This is a genomic window from Streptomyces sp. NPDC030838, assembly GCF_055572035.1.
In genome coordinates this window covers 64972-81679 of the sequence record NZ_JBVIED010000021.1, presented here as the reverse complement: position 1 = coordinate 81679, position 16708 = coordinate 64972, and the positions used below count along the sequence as shown (strand labels likewise).

The 16708-nt window shown below is 73.5% G+C and carries 17 protein-coding genes and 1 pseudogene; 9 read left to right on the top strand and 9 right to left on the bottom strand.

The features are described 5' to 3' along the window. From ACZ42A_RS37430 to ACZ42A_RS37415, 4 genes are all read left to right on the top strand, one after another. Entirely contained in the window at positions 1-1419 is a 1419-nt protein-coding gene (locus ACZ42A_RS37430) for an FAD-dependent oxidoreductase (protein ID WP_468531830.1), read from the top strand. Further along, entirely contained in the window at positions 1416-2621 is a 1206-nt protein-coding gene (locus ACZ42A_RS37425) for an NAD(P)/FAD-dependent oxidoreductase (RefSeq protein ID WP_468531829.1), read from the top strand. Before ACZ42A_RS37430 ends, ACZ42A_RS37425 begins: the two co-directional genes overlap by 4 nt. A 192-nt stretch (positions 2622-2813) precedes the next feature. Beyond that, a complete protein-coding gene (locus ACZ42A_RS37420; protein WP_468531828.1) occupies positions 2814-3959 on the top strand; it encodes a hypothetical protein in 1146 nt (381 codons plus the stop codon). Further along, positions 3956-5122 carry a hypothetical protein gene (locus tag ACZ42A_RS37415; protein ID WP_468531827.1) on the top strand — a complete coding sequence of 389 codons (1167 nt, stop codon included), beginning with the start codon at positions 3956-3958 and terminating at the stop codon, positions 5120-5122. The genes ACZ42A_RS37420 and ACZ42A_RS37415 overlap by 4 nt, the downstream gene beginning before the upstream one ends. Before the next feature lie 60 nt (positions 5123-5182). Here ACZ42A_RS37415 and ACZ42A_RS37410 read toward each other — a convergent pair whose 3' ends face one another. From ACZ42A_RS37410 to ACZ42A_RS37400, 3 genes are read right to left on the bottom strand one after another with little or no spacing between them, the layout of a single operon-like run. Further along, the gene (locus tag ACZ42A_RS37410) at positions 5183-5809 is read right to left on the bottom strand and encodes a YigZ family protein (protein WP_468531826.1); all 627 of its coding nucleotides are present in this window, start codon (positions 5807-5809) and stop codon (positions 5183-5185) included. Positions 5810-5829: 20 nt separating this feature from the next. Continuing rightward, complete coding sequence (locus ACZ42A_RS37405; protein ID WP_468531825.1) at positions 5830-6372, bottom strand: SixA phosphatase family protein; 543 nt, start codon at positions 6370-6372, stop codon at positions 5830-5832. Then, positions 6369-7139, bottom strand: coding sequence for a hypothetical protein (locus ACZ42A_RS37400; protein ID WP_468531824.1), 771 nt, complete (start codon positions 7137-7139; stop codon positions 6369-6371). The genes ACZ42A_RS37405 and ACZ42A_RS37400 overlap by 4 nt, the downstream gene beginning before the upstream one ends. A 132-nt stretch (positions 7140-7271) precedes the next feature. Here ACZ42A_RS37400 and ACZ42A_RS37395 point away from each other — a divergent pair, with 132 nt between their 5' ends. The 3 genes and pseudogenes from ACZ42A_RS37395 (at position 7272) to ACZ42A_RS37385 (ending at position 10150) form a co-directional block, all read left to right on the top strand. After that, on the top strand, positions 7272-7688 hold the full coding sequence (locus ACZ42A_RS37395) for a CoA-binding protein (protein ID WP_468531823.1): 417 nt from the start codon (positions 7272-7274) through the stop codon (positions 7686-7688). Between the two features lie 7 nt (positions 7689-7695). After that, a pseudogene (locus tag ACZ42A_RS37390) lies at positions 7696-8925 on the top strand (4-hydroxybenzoate 3-monooxygenase). Positions 8926-9052: 127 nt separating this feature from the next. Next, a complete protein-coding gene (locus ACZ42A_RS37385; protein ID WP_468531822.1) occupies positions 9053-10150 on the top strand; it encodes a cation diffusion facilitator family transporter in 1098 nt (365 codons plus the stop codon). A gap of 12 nt (positions 10151-10162) precedes the next feature. On the opposite strand, the gene ACZ42A_RS37380 is transcribed toward ACZ42A_RS37385, so the two are convergent. Then, complete coding sequence (locus tag ACZ42A_RS37380) at positions 10163-10723, bottom strand: YbaK/EbsC family protein (protein WP_468531821.1); 561 nt, start codon at positions 10721-10723, stop codon at positions 10163-10165. 43 nt (positions 10724-10766) lie between these two features. Further along, positions 10767-11339 (bottom strand): helix-turn-helix domain-containing protein, encoded by a 573-nt coding sequence (locus ACZ42A_RS37375; protein WP_468531820.1) that lies wholly within the window; start codon positions 11337-11339, stop codon positions 10767-10769. A 93-nt stretch (positions 11340-11432) separates the two neighbouring features. Between ACZ42A_RS37375 and ACZ42A_RS37370 the strand changes: the two genes are divergently transcribed. Further along, a complete protein-coding gene (locus tag ACZ42A_RS37370) occupies positions 11433-12290 on the top strand; it encodes an EamA family transporter (RefSeq protein WP_468531819.1) in 858 nt (285 codons plus the stop codon). 1 nt (position 12291) lies between these two features. Here ACZ42A_RS37370 and ACZ42A_RS37365 read toward each other — a convergent pair whose 3' ends face one another. Continuing rightward, positions 12292-13074 (bottom strand): acyltransferase, encoded by a 783-nt coding sequence (locus ACZ42A_RS37365; RefSeq protein WP_468531818.1) that lies wholly within the window; start codon positions 13072-13074, stop codon positions 12292-12294. A 108-nt stretch (positions 13075-13182) separates the two neighbouring features. Between ACZ42A_RS37365 and ACZ42A_RS37360 the strand changes: the two genes are divergently transcribed. After that, entirely contained in the window at positions 13183-13719 is a 537-nt protein-coding gene (locus ACZ42A_RS37360; protein WP_468531817.1) for a gamma carbonic anhydrase family protein, read from the top strand. Between the two features lie 3 nt (positions 13720-13722). On the opposite strand, the gene ACZ42A_RS37355 is transcribed toward ACZ42A_RS37360, so the two are convergent. The 3 genes from ACZ42A_RS37355 to ACZ42A_RS37345 form a co-directional block, all read right to left on the bottom strand. Continuing rightward, positions 13723-14376, bottom strand: coding sequence for a DedA family protein (locus tag ACZ42A_RS37355; RefSeq protein ID WP_468531816.1), 654 nt, complete (start codon positions 14374-14376; stop codon positions 13723-13725). Between the two features lie 68 nt (positions 14377-14444). Beyond that, on the bottom strand, positions 14445-16037 hold the full coding sequence (locus ACZ42A_RS37350; protein WP_468531815.1) for a carboxylesterase/lipase family protein: 1593 nt from the start codon (positions 16035-16037) through the stop codon (positions 14445-14447). A gap of 192 nt (positions 16038-16229) precedes the next feature. Then, positions 16230-16667 carry a DUF4442 domain-containing protein gene (locus ACZ42A_RS37345; RefSeq protein ID WP_468531901.1) on the bottom strand — a complete coding sequence of 146 codons (438 nt, stop codon included), beginning with the start codon at positions 16665-16667 and terminating at the stop codon, positions 16230-16232. Positions 16668-16708: the final 41 nt, after the last annotated feature.

Genomic DNA, 16708 nt, shown 5'->3' with positions numbered 1-16708 from the left:
GTGAGCCATGTCCTCATCATCGGCAACGGCCCGGCGACGCAGCGCCTCGCGGAACGCCTGCGCCACCACGGCCACGTGGGGCCCGTCACCATCCTGGGGTCCGAGCCCGAGCCCGCCTACCTTCGCCCTCTCCTGACGTCCGTCGTCGCCGGCCGGCTCGCCCCCGAGGCCACGCGGCTGCCGACCCCGCCCGGCACCCGCGTTCATCTGGGCTCGACAGTGACCGGCATCGACCGCGAACGGCGCCTGGTGCGGGCACGCAAGGACGGAGCGACCGGGGCCGAGACCACGTACGCCTACGACACCCTGGTCCTCGCGACAGGCGCCCGCGCCCGGATCCCGGACGCCCCCGGCATCATCGGCCGCGACGGGAACCCGGCCCCAGGGGTGACAACCCTGCGTACGGCGGCGGATACCGGCCGGATCACCGGCGACCGGGTGGTCGTGCTCGGCGGTGGACCGCTGGGTGTGGAGACCGCCGCCGCGCTCGCCGAGCGCGGCACCCGGACAACGCTGGTCTGCGCGCGGCCCCACCCCCTGTACGAGTGGCTTGGCGACACCGGCGGCAGCATGCTCACCGAGCGGCTGGGCCAAGCGGGGGTAACGGTCGTCGGCGACGCCACCGCTGTGCGTCGCGAGTCGGGCCGACTGCTGCTCCACGACGGAACGGCACTGCCCGCGGACACGCTCGTGCTGTGCACGGGCGCCGTCCCCGACACCGGACTCGCCCGCGCCGCCGGGCTGCGGGTCCGCGAGGGGATCGTGGTCGACGACGAGCTCCGCACCGACGATGCCCGTATCCACGCCCTCGGGGACTGCGCCGAACACCGCGGCCGGACCCTGGCCGGACTCGGCGCCGCCTGGGAGCAGGCGGAGGCACTCGCCCGGATCCTTACCGGCCGCCCAGAGCCGTACCGGCCCGAGCCGCCCGCGCTCCGTCTGCGGACCCGGGTGGCCGACGTGTCCTGCCTCGGCTCGCCCGCCGACCTCGACCAGCCCGGCACCCGCCGGCTCACGTTCACAGACCCGGCCGGCCGACGGTACGCCCGGCTGGTGCTGCGCGACGAACGCGTCGTCGCCGCCGTGCTGTTGGGCCTTCCCCAGGCCATCGCCACGATCGGCCGTCTCCACCGGCGCGGCGAGTGGCTCCCTTCCGACCGGCTGGGTCTGCTGCTCGGCCTGCCACCCAGGCCGGCGTCGAACAGCCCGGGGCCGGGCGAGCATGCGCCGGTCTGCCTCTGCAACGGCGTCTCTCGGCGCCAACTGCACACGGCGTGGCTGGCCGGCTCCCGCACCGTCACGACGCTCGCCACGGCGACCCGCGCCACGACCGGCTGCGGCGGCTGCGTCCGGGAGGTCGAGGAACTCTGCGACCGGTGGGCGCGGCACACCGCACACGCACCGGGGAGGGCATCGTGACCCGTACGCTCGTCGTCGTCGGCCACGGAATGGCCGGCCACCGTCTCGCCGACCGGATACGGATGCTGGACGCCACATCCGCCTGGCGCGTCGTCGTCCTGGCCGAGGAGCGCTACCCGGCCTACGACCGCGTCGGCCTCTCGTCGTACCTGGACGGCAAGGACCGGAGCGACCTCACGCTGGCCGGAGAGGACTTCCTCGGTGACCCCCGGGTGGAACTCCGGCTGTCGTGCCCCGCGGTGGCAGTCGACCGGGCGGCGCGTACGGTACGGACCGCGGCTGGGGACAGAGTCCGGTACGACGCGCTCGTCCTGGCCACCGGCTCACGCCCGTTCGTCCCCCCGGTCCCCGGCCACGACCTGGCCGGCTGCTTCGTCTACCGTACGTTCGACGATCTCGACGCCCTCCGCAGCGCCGCGCGCCCCGGCCGCCCCGGTATCGTGATCGGCGGCGGGCTCCTCGGTCTGGAGGCGGCCGAGGCCCTGCGGCTGCTCGGCATGCGCGCCCACATCGTGGAGACCGCGCCCCATCTGATGCCCGCACAACTCGACGTCGGCGCGGCCCGCGTCCTTCAACGGCACGTCGCCGACTCAGGCCTGCGCACGCACTGCGGGGTGGCCGTCGCCTCGATCGATGGCGACCCCGACGGGACGATCCGCGCCGTGACCCTGTCGGACGGCACGGTCCTGCAGACCACCCTGGTGGTGTTCGCCGCGGGCATCCGCCCCCGCGACGAGCTCGCCGGACCCATGGGCCTGGACCGCGGCGAGCGCGGCGGCTTCCTCGTCGACGAGCATTGCCGCACCTCCGACGCGCGCGTCTGGGCCATCGGAGAATGCGCGGCGGTCCACGGACGGTGCTACGGCCTCGCTGCCCCGGGCTACCGCATGGCGGACAGCGTGGCCCGCCAACTGCTGGGCCACGAGCACGAACCTCTGGACGGCGCCACCGTAGCCGCGACCACCCTCAAACTCCTCGGCCTGAACGTCGCCACGTTCGGCACCACGGACCCCGGGGACGGCCAGGTCCTCGAGCTCGTGTACGCCGAGGACGACACCCACTACGCCAAGATCCTCCTCCACCCCGACACCGGCGCCCTCCTGGGAGGCATCCTCGCTGGTACCTCTGCCCCCGCGACCGCCCTCGCCCGCTTCGTGGGCCACCCACCCCCGGCGGACCTGGAGCAGCTCCTCATGTCCTGACACCCGGAACCGCAACGACGTCACTCAGCTGCTGCCGCTGCTGGAGGTATGTGCCTGAAGCGGGCAACTCCTTTGCTGTTGTCAACAGATGATTACACTGCGGGTCGAGATCAGTGTGGTGTGTGATTACGGCAAGGGCGCACGTGGGGAACCGGTTCTCGACACCTGCCTGTGCCAGAGGGGGATCACGGGGTGAGTGAGACCGACGAGGCGCCCGCGGCGCCCGGTCGGCTGCGCCGGGCGCTGCCACACAGCAGGCGCGGCCGGTTGTCGCTGATATCCGCGCTGGTGCTCGCGCTCGCGGGGACCGGGCTCGGCACGTGGGCGGCAGACACCTGGCCGTGGCCGAAGGACCGCTACTGCTGGGGCGCATGGGAGAAGGACAGCGGCCCGGACTTCCTCGGCGACGAGGCCTTCGGCGACGATGACGACGGGTCACGCACCAGCGAGGAGACGGCGCCCACCCGCGAGCGCCCGACTGGCAGGTGCGAAATCTCCATCGCCGCCGACTACAGGAGCAGTTACGACGGCGACAAGCTCTCCATCGACCAGCGGGTGTCCGTCGAGTACGGCCCGGTCCCCAAGGCCGCGGAAGCCCGGATCACGATGATCCATGACGGTTTCCTGGGCGGCGACATGGTCCCGCTCCCGGACGGGCTGCCGGGCACGGTGAACGGGCGCGGTGGCCTGCTGGTGCTCCCGAAGTCCTGCGATGCGCCGGACGGCCGGCCGACCGTCGTCACCATGCAGGCGTCCGGCACGTACACCGGCGGCTCCTCATACACCCAGAGCGATCCGGCCGATCTGGGCGGCGCCCGTCAGGCGGCGGTGCTGCTCGTCGCGGCGGCCAACCGCGGGATGGCGGCGGCCGGTTGCGCGCCGGACGAGCCGCTGAGGGTCAGCTCGCCGCTCTACGACCTGCCGGGCGAGTGGGAGCGCGTCTTCGGCACCACTGAGGACGTCTGCGGCATCCGCGGCCTGCACCTCGACACGGAGGACATCGAGTTTCAGACCGGCGCGGTCACCCGCGACCTGCAGACGTGCAGCGTTCGTGGCGATCGCGACGGCTTGACGTACCTGCAGCTGGCCATGGTCGCGCAGCCCCGGCTGGCCGCGGTGTTCGACGGCATCGCGGGCGAACGCCCCGTGGCCCCCGGCTGGCGCGGCATGGGCACCATCGGCGAGAACCACGCGATCGTACGAGCCGACTGCGCCGGCCGGCCCGTCACCTTGCTGATGGGCACCTCCACCGAACCCGGCCATCTCGCCGCCTTCGCCAACGCGGTCGCCCGCCGCCTGGGCTGCGCCCCCATCGCCCCCAAGGGAGCCGCCCGGTGAGCAGCACCGCGGACGAGCCGAACCGATACGAGCAGCCCCTGCCCGCCGAGCGGGAGCCGCTCAGCGAGCGGCGCCTGCGCCGGTGGCACTGGCGCAGACTGCTGCGCGGCCGGGTCCGGCCGCTGCTGGCCGCAGGTCTCGCCGGGGTGCTGCTCGGTGTCGGCGGCATGGCCTGGCAGACGCAGGCCGGGCCGTTCGCGCCGGATGAGGTGTGCTGGGGCGCGATGTCCCGCGATGACCTCGCCCCGATGTTCCGCAAGCCCGAGGACGTCAAGGCGGTCGAGGCGCCCGTGCTGCACGGTGAGAGCCTGGACGGGCCCACCGGCAGTTGCCAGTTGACGAACAGCGACGGCGACGGATGGGCGCTCACCGCCCGGGTGCACCAGCTGGACGACCGGGCCGGCGACGATGGCAAGTGGGCCGATGAGTTCCTCTCCGCCCGTCTCACCCCGCTCGGCGGCGGCCTCCTGGGCATGGCCTCGGACAACCGCGCCTGGCTCGCCGTCCCGGACGGCTGCCTGGGCCGCCCCGGCGACTTGGACGGGCCGACCGTCGTGGACATCGCCCGGGGCAGCTGGATCAGCGACATGGAGCCGGGCACCGAGGAGCGGGACTGGATGGCCCGCACGGTCGTGAAGCTCGTCAACAAGGTCAGCGCGGACCTGGGCTGCACCGGCACGATCGCCGATCCGGTCGAACGCCTGCCGAAGGCCGCCCGCTACACCCGCACGGAGAAGCCGGACGCGCTCTGCGGCATCAAGGGGCTGACCCTGGGCAAGAAGCGCAAGCCGGACCGGTACCCCATGATCACCGACGGGCACGGCCCGGTGCGCACCTGCGACCGGGACATCACCGGCTCGCAGCCGGGACAGCGCCTGATGACCGTCGAGGACCCGCGGCTGGCCGCGATCTTCACGAGGATGACGCTGAACGAGGGCGACCGGGTGCACTCCGCCGCCGGCTACGGCGGCCTCGGCCCCAACCTCGGCGTCTTCCGGGCCCGTTGCCAGGCGGGCCCGACGGTGTTCCTCGTGCAGGCCAACGAGAGCGGGATGAGCACGGACGTGCGCACCCTCTTCCCCCGCTACGTCGAGGCCGAGGCCGCCCGCCTCGGCTGCGGCCCGCTGAAGCTGGAACTGCCACGGCCGGGCGGCAGCCGCTGACCCCCGCCCGGCCGCCGTGCTGTACTGATCGCACCCATAGGGGACGATCAACCAGTTTTGTCAGGCGTCCCCGTACGCCTCCCCGCCCAGTTCGAACCCGGCGGTCCCCGCGGTGACGTCCGCGAGCCAGGCCCGGAAGGCGTCCACGTCGGCGTCCGGCAGGCCGATCTCGATCGTGACCGCCTCCGCGTAGCGCACGTCCCGCACCTCGCGGCCGGTCGCGCGCAGATCGTTCTGCACCTTGCCCGCGCGCTGGTGGTCGACGGTCACCGTGGCCAGCCGGAAGCGCCGCCGGGTGAGCGTGCCGAGCGCGTCCAGGGCCTCGCCGACCGCTCCGCCGTACGCCCGGATGAGTCCGCCCGCGCCGAGCTTGACCCCGCCGTAGTAGCGGGTGACGACGGCGACGACGTACCGCATGTCGCGGCGCAGCAGCATCTGGAGCATGGGGACGCCGGCGGTGCCGCCGGGCTCGCCGTCGTCGCTGGCCTTCTGGATCGCGGCGTCGGCGCCGATGACGTACGCCCAGCAGTTGTGGGTGGCGTCGGCGTGCTCCTTGCGCACGGCGGCGATGAAGTCCTGGGCCTCCCGCTCGGTGGCCGCCGGCGCCAGGGCGCACAGGAAGCGGGAGCGGTTGACCTCGGTCTCGTGCACGCCCGCGCGGGCGACCGTGCGGTACTCGTCCTGCATCCGGCCAGCCTATGCGGCGGCTACTTCTTCTTCCCCCTCGGTACCGTCACCCAGGTCAGCAGCGCCCCGCCGGGGGCGAGCGCCCGCCACTCGGCGCCGCGCCAGGCGAGGACGGCGATCGCCGAGGTCGGGAACTTGGTCCGGACCCGCTCCAGGGTGTCATTCAGCCCGTCCCCGGCCAGGTCGAGCACCAGTTCCTCCAGTCCGGGGTTGTGCCCGAGGAGCAGCAGGGTGCGCACCTCGGGCGGCACCTCGTGCACGACGGCGAGCAGCTCGGGCACGTCCGCGGCGTACAGCCGCGGGTCGTGCCGGACCGGCGGCGGGGTGCCCCACTGGGCGGCGGCCAGCTCCCAGGTCTGCCGGGCGCGTACGGCGGTGGAGCACAGCGCGAGGTCCGGCAGGAGGTCGGCCGCGGCGAGGGCCCGCCCGGCGGCCGGAGCGTCGCGCCGCCCGCGCGGGGCGAGCGGACGGTCGTGGTCGGGCACGTCGGGCGGCCAGGCGGACTTCGCGTGCCGCAGCACCACCAGACGCCGGAGCGGGCCCGACCCCGCGCGCGTGATCACGCCGGGGCTCCCAGGTCGCCGGCGAGGTCGAGGCCGAGGAGCCGGTCAGCGTAGACGTACGTCTCGAAGCGGGCGCCGTCCGGCAGCCCGGGCTCGCTCTCCACCCAGCGCAGGACACGCAGCACGCCGGGCACGTCCAGGTCGTCCTCCCAGGCGGCGCGGAGCCGTCCGCGGACCTCGTCGGGGACCGGCCGGGACGGCTGCCGCGCCCACCGGGCCACGGCTCGCCGCCATCCGGCCAGCTCCTCCCCGGCCGCGTCGAGGGCGCCCGCGTCCAGCCGCACGACCTCGCTCCTGGGACGCGACAGCAGCACAAGCCGCACGGCGGCGGGGTCGGCGTCCGGAGGCAGGGCGGGGCGGCCGGCGTCCGCGGGCAGGGCGAGGGGGCCGGCGTCCGCGGGCAGGGACCCCTCGACCGCCGCCACGGCCACCCGCACCCCGTCCGGCACGCCGCCGTCCTCCGCGAGGACGTGCAGCACCTGCCGCTCGCCCAGCCCGGGGCCGACGTCCCGGCGGTCCTCGAAGGGCCGGATGCCCAGTGCGGCGGCCGCCGCCCTCAGCTCCGCGTGCTGCCGCTCGGCGGACAGCAGCCCCCAGATGGGCGTCCCGCCGAGTTCCAGGGCCCGTACGAGGACATCGGCGACCAGCAGCACGCGCAGAGCGGTGGGGTCGAGGCCCGGCACGTGCGCCTCGACACGGGTGAGGCCCCGGCGGGCGGGGGCGGCCTCGACGGGTTCTCCGGTTCGGGCGTCGATGATGCGCAGCACGGTGCGAGCGTAGGCCCGGCGCCGTCCGCGCGCAGGTGCGCGGGCCGGGAATCTTCGCCGGCCGTCGGCCGTTCTCCTGCTCGGAACAGTCGGAACAGCAGGAGAAGCTCCACAAGGCCCGGGAGGCCCCAGGTGTACGGCGACGCAGCGACCGTCCGCAAGATCCTCACCGAGAGCGGCGACACATGGGCCGTGGTGGGCCTGTCGAACAACGAGCGGCGCGCGGCCTACGGCGTCGCCCGCGTGCTCCAGCGCTTCGGCAAGCGTGTCGTGCCCGTCCACCCGAAGGCGGAGACGGTGCACGGCGAGAAGGGCTACGCCTCGCTCGCGGACATCCCCTTCGACGTGGACGTGGTGGACGTCTTCGTCAACAGCGGCCTCGCCGGAGCCGTCGCCGACGAGGCGGTCGCGAAGGGCGCGAAGGCGGTCTGGTTCCAGCTCGACGTCATCGACGAGGAGGCGTACGAGCGCACCCGCGCGGCCGGTCTCGACATGGTGATGGACCGCTGCCCCGCCATCGAGATACCGCAGCTGGACCAGCCGTCATAATGCTCGGGTGTCCACCACCTCCCCCCACACCAACTCCCCTGCCCCGCAACGCTTTCCGGTCGTCATCGTCGGCGCCGGGCCGGCCGGGCTGACCCTCGGCAACATCCTGCGGGCCGCCTCCGTCGACTGTGTGGTGCTGGAGGCGGAGAGCAGGGAGTTCATCGAGCGACGGCCACGGGCCGGGGTGCTGGAGGAGTGGGCCGTACGCGGTCTGGAGCGGCGCGGCCTGGCCGGGAACCTGCTGGCGCGGGCCCAGCGGCACACCCAGTGCGAGTTCCGCTTCGGCGGACGGCGGCACCGGCTGCCGTACACCGAGCTGACGGGGCATCACCACTTCGTCTATCCGCAGCCGTTGCTCGTGACGGACCTGGTGCGGGAGTACGCCGACGTGCGGGGCGGCGACATCCGCTTCGGGGTGCGGGACGTCCGGCTGCACGATCCGGACACGGACCATCCGGCGGTGTCGTATCTCTGCCCGGAGACCGGTGAACGACAGCTGATCCGCTGCGAGTTCATCGCGGGCTGCGACGGGGCGCGCGGGGTGACACGTACCGCGCTGCCGCCGCACCTGACCCGGATCGCCCGGCAGGACTACGGCATCGGCTGGCTGGCGCTGCTCGCCGAGGCGCCGCCGTCCTCCGACTGCGTGGTGTTCGGCATCCATCCGCACGGGTTCGCCGGGCACATGGCGCGCAGCCCCGAGGTCACCCGCTACTACCTCCAGTGCCCGCCCGGCGACGACCCGGCGAACTGGCCGCACGAGCGGGTCTGGGCCGAGCTGCGGCAGCGGCTCGGCGCGGCGGACGCCCCGCCGCTGACGGAGGGGCGGCTGATCGAGAAGCGCGTGCTGGACATGCACAACTACGTCGTGGAGCCGATGGCGTACGGCCGGCTGTTCCTGGCCGGCGACGCGGCACACCTCACCGCGCCGATCGCCGCCAAGGGCATGAACCTCGCCCTGCACGACGCCTTCCTGCTCGGCGACGCGCTCGTCGGGTACCTCACCCGGGGCGACGCCGCCGGGCTGACCGGGTACTCGGCGGCCTGCCTGGGACGGGTCTGGGACTACCAGGAGTTCTCGCAGTGACTGTCCGAGATGTACCACGGGACGGCTTCCGGCGACCCCTACCGCGCGGGCACCACGCTCGCCCGGCTGCGCCGCCTGTTCGACTCCCCCGGCGCGGCGACCGCGTTCGCGGAGCAGTACCTGGGCATCTCCGCCCTCGCCTCCTGGTGACGTCCGGCGCGTGATGCGCGGCTGCGCAGCATGCGCAGGTAACAGGTGCATGCGTGCGCTCTTGCGCACATAATGTGCGGAGAGTGCCGCGCACCCGCCCTCCGCCGCGCATCGGAAGGAGCACCCCGTGAGCGACCACCCCCAAGGCCACCCGCACGACCACGGCCACAGTCACAGCCACGGCGCCAGCCAGAGCCACAGCACCAGCCACGGCCCCAGCCATGAGCACCCTCACCGCCACGGCATCCGCCACCGCCTCGCCCACCTCCTCACCCCGCACTCCCACGACACCGCCGACAAGATCGACTCCGCCCTGGAGTCCTCCGCCCGCGGAATACGCGCTCTCTGGGTCTCGCTGGCGGTGCTGGGAGCGACGGCGCTCGCGCAGGCCGTCGTGGTGGCGGTGTCCGGGTCGGTGGCGCTGCTCGGCGACACGGTGCACAACACGGCGGACGCGCTGACCGCCGTACCGCTCGGCATCGCGTTCCTGCTCGGCCGCCGCGCGGCCACCCGCCGCTTCACCTACGGCTACGGCCGGGCCGAGGACCTGGCGGGCATCGTGATCGTGCTGACCATCGCCGCCTCCGCGGCGTTCGCCGGGTGGACGGCGGTCGAGCGGCTGCTCGATCCGCGCCCGGTGGCCCATGTGCCGGCGGTGGCGGCGGCCGCGCTGGTCGGTTTCGTGGGCAACGAATGGGTGGCCCGGTACCGGATCCGCGTCGGCCGGGAGATCGGCTCGGCCGCGCTGGTCGCCGACGGGCTGCACGCCCGCACCGACGGCTTCACCTCGCTGGCGGTGCTGCTGGGCGCGGGCGGCTCCGCGATCGGCTGGCATCTGGCCGACCCGGTCGTCGGACTGGCGATCACCGCGGCGATCGTCCTGGTGCTGCGGGACGCGGCGCGCGAGGTGGTCCGGCGGGTGATGGACGCCGTCGACCCGGCGCTGGTGGACCGGGCCGAGCGGGCGCTGCGCGCGGTGCCGGGCGTGCGCGAGGTGGGCGAGCTGCGGCTGCGCTGGATCGGGCACCGGCTGCGGGCCGAGGTGGCGGTGGTCGTGGACGGCGAGGTGACGGTACGTCAGGCCCATGCGATCGCGGTGGACGCCGAACACGCCCTGCTGCACGCCGTACCGCGACTGACGGCCGCCCTGGTGCACGCCGATCCGGCGCCGGTGCCGGGCGAGGCGGACCCGCATCTGGCGCTGGCCCACCACGCGACGGCCTGATCGGTCGACCGGTCAGACGGGCACGCCGAGCCCGTCCAGCACGGCGGCGCCCGGCAGTTCGGCGAACGCCTTGCCGGGCACGAGCAGTTTGCCGCGCCGCCGTCCGCTGCCGACCAGGACGTACGGCAGGTCGACGACCGCCGAGTCGACCAGCACCGGCCAGTCGGCGGGCAGTCCGATCGGCGTGATGCCGCCGTACTCCATGCCGGTCTCCCCGGTGGCCGTGTCCATCGGCGCGAAGGAGGCCTTGCGGGCACCCAGGTGGCGGCGGACGACGCCGTTGACGTCGACCCGGGTCGTGGAGAGCACCACACAGGCGGCGAGCGTGCTCTCGCCGCCGCGCTTCCCGGCGACGACCACGCAGTTCGCGGACCGCTCCAGCAGGTCCCGGCCGTAGTGCTCGACGAAGACGGCGGTGTCGGCCCACCGCGGGTCGGTGTCGACGTAGAGGATCTGCTCGGCGGGGACGGCGCCGGACCACTGGCGTACGGCGTCGGCGACCGGTCGGGTCAGTTCGTCGAGGCAGTCGGGGGCGGGAGTGGCCTGGTCGAAGTCTCCGATGGGGGCACGCATGGCCGCACGGTAACAGCCGTACGGCGGCGGCCGTCCGGCCGTCTCAGCCGACGGGCGGGACCGAGACGGCCAGCACCATCTCCATCGGGACGTCGCCGTCGTTGCCGTAGGTGTGCGGGGCCCCGGCCTCGAAGGAGGCGCTGGCGCCGGCCGGGACGCGGTACTCGATGCCGTCGACGGTGAGGGTGAGCTCGCCGGCCGTGACATGGACGAGTTCGACGGTGCCCGCGGGGTGCGGGTCGGAGGAACTCGACTCGCCCGGCATCAGCCGCCACTCCCACAGCTCCAGCGGGCCGGGGGCCTCGGCGCCGGCGAGCAGCCGGTTGTAGCTGCCCGCCTCCGTGTGCCAGAGCCGGACGGCCTGGTCGGCGGGGACGATCCGGACCTTGGGGCCCTGTTCGTAGTCGAGCAGGGTGGTGATGCTGACGCCGAGCGCGTCGCCGATCTTGACGACCGTGCCGAGGCTGGGGTTGGTGCGGGCCTGCTCGATCTGGATGAGCATGCCGCGGCTGACACCGGCCCGGGCGGCGAGCGTGTCCAGGGTGAAGCCCCGCTCGGAGCGCCAGCGCTTGACGTTGCGGGCCAGGGACTGGGTCAGCAGGTCGAGGTCCGACACATTCCGTCCAATATTCTGGATGACAGAGTTCAGTTTGTTGAACTACGGTGGGGTGCACCCGATCGTTCACCGAACTGTACTGCGAGGCACCCCGTGACAGCACTCTTCGCCCTGGCCACCAGCCTGCTGTGGGGCCTGGCCGACTTCGGCGGCGGACTGCTGACCCGGCGCACCCCCGCGCTCACCGTGGTGGTGGTCTCGCAGACGATCGCCGTGCTCGTGCTCGGCGCGATCGTGGTCGCGACCGGCGGCTGGAGCGAGGCCGGGCCGCAGCTGTGGTTCGCGGTGGGCGCCGGTCTGGTGGGCCCGGTGGCGATGCTCGCCTTCTACAAGGCGCTCGCCCTGGGGCCGATGGGCGTGGTCTCCCCGCTGGGCTCGCTGGGCGTGGCCGTGCCGGTCGGGGTCGGGCTCGTGCTGGGCGAACGACCGGGACTGCTCCAGCTCGCGGGCATCGTGGTGGCCGTGGTCGGGGTGGTGCTCGCGGGCGGGCCCCAGTTCCGGGGCGCCCCGGTGCAGCGGCAGGCCGTGCTGCTCACCCTGCTCGCGGCGTTCGGCTTCGGCGCGGTGATGGCGCTGATCGCCGAGGCCTCGACCACGGTCACCGGTCTGTTCCTGGCGCTGTTCGTGCAGCGGGTCACCAACGTCGTCGCGGGCGGCACCGCCCTCTACGTCTCCGTGCGGCGCGGCTCCCCCGCCCTCCCCGCCGACGGCTTCCCCTGGCGTGCGCTGCCCGCGCTCGGCTTCGTCGGGCTCGCCGACGTCGCGGCCAACGGCACCTACGCGATCGCCGCCCAGCAGGGCCCGGTCACCGTGGCCGCCGTCCTCGCCTCGCTCTACCCGGTGGTGACCGCCCTGGCCGCGCGCGGCTTCCTCAGCGAACGGCTGCGCGCGGTGCAGGCGGCGGGCGCGGGACTGGCCCTCGCGGGCTCGCTGCTGCTGGCCACCGGGTGAGTCAGGGCTCCGCGTCGACCGCCTCGACGTCGTCCAGTTCCGCCAGCCTGGCCACCGCGTCCTCGTCGAGGCCGGACAGCTTGAGCAGCTGATCGGACGTCACCCCGTCGGGTATCGGCACCGGCGCCGGGGTGCGCAGCGGCGGCTGCCAGCCCTCGGCGGGCGTCCAGCGCCGTACGACCTTGGCGGGCGCCCCCGCCACCACGGCGTGGTCGGGCACCGTGCCCCGCACCACCGCTCCGGCCGCGACCACCACGTTCCGCCCGATCCGCGCACCCGGCAAGATCACCGCGCCGGTGCCTATCCAGCAGCCGGGCCCTATCTCCACCGGTTCCATGCGCGGCCACTGCTTGCCGATCGGCTGGTGGGGATCGTCGTACGAGTGGTTCGTGGACGTCACGTAGACGTACGGGCCGAAGTAGCAGTCGCTGCCGATGGTGACCGTGGTGTCCGCGATGACATGGCTGCCGCGGCCCAGGACCACGCCGTCGCCGATGCGCAGGATCGGCTCGGGACCGAGGTCCAGATCGGGCATCAGACCGGCCGTCAGGGTGACCTGCTCGCCGACGATGCAGTGCGCGCCGAGGTGGATCCACGGTTCGCCGAAGACCGTGCCGAGCGGGAAGGCCAGCCGGGTGCCGGGGCCCATCGAGCCGAAGCGGAACCGTCCCGGGTGCTCGGCGGTGACCGAGCCGGTGCGCTGCACCCACGCCCAGCCCGCGTGGACCGCGCGCTGCGCCAGGCGGCGGCGCCATGATGAGAACGTGTTCTTGGGCTTCGGCACCCGCTCACCGTACTCAGGGCCCGGGGGACCCATGGGACCGGAGGCCTGTGATCTTCGCCCTACCGGGTGGCGTACGGTGCGGGGGTAGTCGACGACGAGGAGGCGAGGATGGCTCACCAGGCACTGATCACGGGGATCGGCGGCAAGGAACCGGTACTGCACCCGGAGGCGTTCACGGCGCCGGGCTCCACCGTGATCGGGGACGTGACCCTGGGGGCGGACGCGAGCGTCTGGTACGGGGCGGTGCTGCGGGGCGACATCGAGCGGATCTCGGTGGGCGCGAGCAGCAATGTGCAGGACAACTGCACGCTCCACGCCGACCCCGGCTCCCCCGTCACCGTCGGCGAGCGCGTCTCCATCGGGCACAACGCCGTCGTGCACGGCGCGACCGTCGAGGACGACTGTCTGATCGGCATGGGCGCGACGGTGCTCAACGGCGCGGTCATCGGCGCCGGTTCGCTGGTGGCCGCGCAGGCGCTGGTGCCGCCGGGCATGCGCGTGCCCCCGGGCTCGCTCGCCGCGGGCGTACCCGCGAAGGTCATACGGAAGCTGACCGACGAGGAGCGCGAGGGCATCACGCTGAACGGAACGATGTACGCGGAGCTGGCGAAGGCGCACCGCGAGGTGCACGCCTCGGAGTCGTAGGGCTCAGTCGGTGGCCGGGACGGGCTCCGGCTCGGCCACCTGCTGCGGTGCCGCCGTCGCCTTCTTCGCCTTGCGCTTGATGATCAGCATGGAGGTCAGTCCGACGCACACGGCCAGCACCAGGCCGACCCAGGAGAAGCGCTTGAGCCAGGCCTCGGCGACCACACCGACGTAGTAGACGACCGCGGTGGTGCCGCCGGCCCAGACGATCCCGCCGAGGACGTTGGCGATCAGGAACTTCCAGTACGGCATGCGCAGCACGCCCGCGAGCGGGCCGGCGAAGATCCGGAGCAGGGCGACGAACCGGCCGAAGAAGACGGCCCACATGCCCCACTTCTCGAAGGAGCGCTCGGCGGTGGCGATGTGCCCCTCGCTGAAGTGCCGGGGGAACTTCTTGCCGAGCCAGGCCAGCAGCGGGCGTCCGCCCTTGCGGCCGATGGCGTAGCCGATGGAGTCGCCGATGATCGCGCCGGCGGTGGCGCAGGCGCCGAGGATCACCGGGTCGATGTCGCCGTGCTGGGAGGCGAGCAGCGCGGAGGAGACGAGGATGATCTCGCCCGGCAGCGGAATGCCCAGGCTCTCCAGACCGATGACCACTCCCACCAGCGCGTAGATGCTGACCGCGGGTACGGTCTCGAGCCATTCCTGGACGTGCACCGCAGCTTCCCTCTCGTCGCGTGGCCGGCATGCGCCCGGGCGGGCGCATGCCGGTGCAGCCTACCCGGTCACGGTGACACCGCCGCGTCCCACAGGTCGCACTGGTGCTCCTGATGGACGCCGGTATTCGGTGCGTTCCCGCCCGCGGACCGGGTCCGCAGGGAGAGGACCGTGCGGGAGCCGTCGCCGGGCATGTCCGGCCCGCCGTCCGCGCGGGGCACCCCATCGCGTACGAAGGACCCCCAGTACCGGAGCATCTGCCGGGACAGCGCCCGCTGCTCGGCGTTCAGCGGCGAGGCCAGCCCGAAGTGCTTGAAGAGGTACTGCACCTCGTTGACATGGGTCGCCCCGAAGTCGAAGTCGGTGTCCAGGTTCCGCAGCGAGGCGAAGGGCGGCGAGCTGCGGTCGGCGAACTCGTACGCGTAGACCGGGCCGCGCCCGGCGAGCGCGCCGTCGAGCCGCAGCGCGGGGCAGGCGAACAGCATGTCACCGAAGGCGGTGCCGAAGGCGATGGTCGGCGAGGGATGGGCCGACAGCGGATAGCGCCGCAGGGCCTCCTCCCCCGAGGCGCCGAAGATCTGGCGCATGACCGCTGGGTACCGCTCGGCCGTGAGCGGGGTGCCGTTCAGGTCGAAGGACGCGAAGGCGAAAAGGCGCCCTTCGTCCTGGTTCGCCCCGTTCATCACCGGAATGTCCCGTGCGGCCCCGGCGGCGAAGGCCTCCGCAGGCTGCCGCGGCAGGAAGCCGCCGCCGGTCACCGGCCCCCAGTCGAAGTCCGCCTGGGCGGCCAGGACCTCCTCGGCGGACTTCCCGCGCAGGCAGGCCACGTCCGCGCACCCCAGCTTCCGCGCGAAGGCGGCTCCCTGGGCGATCGCCGCCTCGTGGGTGCGGGCCGCGCAGTCTCCGTACGCACCGCTCTGGATGATCCCCGCCCGGAACAGCCCGCGCGCCGTTGGCGAGGCGAGCTGGGTGCACACCGACCGGCCGCCCGCCGACTCGCCCGCGATGGTGACGCGGGCCGGGTCGCCGCCGAACCGGCCGATGTTGGCGCGCACCCAGCGCAGCGCGGCCTGCTGGTCGAGCATGCCGAAGTTCCCGGAGACTCCGTCGCGCGCCTCGCCGTCGAGCCCGGGCAGGGCGAGGAAGCCCATGGCGCCGAGGCGGTAGTTGACGGTGACGACGACCGTGCCGGTCTGCCGGGCGAAGGTGTCGGGCACGACGTCCTTGCCGGCGCCGGCGGTCAGTCCGCCGCCGTGGAACCAGACCAGCACCGCGCGCCTGCCGCCGCCGTCGGGGACATAGACGTTGAGCGAGAGGCAGTCCTCGGTGTGGCTGGGCTGTTCGTAGCCCGGGTCCCAGCTCGCCCCCTGGACGCAGGTGGGGCCGAAGTCCCGCGCCGGCCGCACCCCGGACCAGGGCCGGACGGGCCGCGGCTCACGCCAGCGCAGGGCGCCGACCGGCGGTTCCGCGTACGGGACACCGAGGAACTGCCGCCCCTCGGCGGTGGCCTCGCCGCGCACCCGGCCCGCGTCGGTGCGCACCACGAGCGGGTCGGAGGGGACCGCCTGGGCCGGGACCGGCGCGAGCAGGGCGGCCACGAGGGCCATGAGGACGCCACCGAGCAGTCGCCGTGCGGATCTCCGGGGGAAGGTTTCGGTCACCGGCCGTCACTCCTTCTCGACGTGACTGTCCGTCAGGCATCAGGGGCGCGGCGGGAAAACTATGAGCGATGGTGACTCGTGTCAACGCTTTGAACGAGAGCGGCGTACGTGACGACAGGAAGCGAGGACGCGAGAAGGGCCCCGGCCGTGACGACCGGGGCCCTTTTCAGCGGTAAAGGCTCAGCTGAAGGCTCAGTTGTTGGGGCGCAGCGTCCAGACGACGGTCATCTCACTGGTGACGGCGCCGTCCTCGCGCTGGATCGCGACACTCACCGGGAACTCCGGGCGCTTGCCCTCGTCGAGTTCGGCGATGACGTCGGCGATCGGGCGGCCGAGGGTCGCGGTGGCCTTCACCGGGCCCAGCGCGATCTTCTTGAAGGCGATCTCGGCGTGGACCGGGAGCGGGACCGCGCGCGAGAGCTGGTCGCCGAACGCGGCCAGGACGATCGCGCCGCTGGCCGACTCGCCGAGGGTGAACATGGCCCCCGCGTGCGGCCCGCCGACGTGGTTGCGGTACTCGCTCTGGTCCGGGAGGGCCAGCACGGCCTTCTCCGGAGTGGTCTCCAGGTACTCCAGGTTCAGGGTCCGAACCATCGGCACCGTGGCGGCGAGCAACTCGCCGATCGACATCTGATCTGCGCTCATGGCGGAAGGTTACCCACGAGTAGCCT

Excerpts from the sequence above, each read along its gene's own strand:
- ACZ42A_RS37410 (WP_468531826.1), bottom strand. The coding sequence starts at position 5,809 with ATGCAGGACGAGTACCGCACGGTCGCCCGCGCGGGCGTGCACGAGACC.
- ACZ42A_RS37380 (WP_468531821.1), bottom strand. The coding sequence starts at position 10,723 with ATGCGTGCCCCCATCGGAGACTTCGACCAGGCCACTCCCGCCCCCGAC.
- ACZ42A_RS37360 (WP_468531817.1), top strand. The coding sequence starts at position 13,183 with ATGGCTCACCAGGCACTGATCACGGGGATCGGCGGCAAGGAACCGGTA.
- ACZ42A_RS37345 (WP_468531901.1), bottom strand. The coding sequence starts at position 16,667 with ATGTCGATCGGCGAGTTGCTCGCCGCCACGGTGCCGATGGTTCGGACC.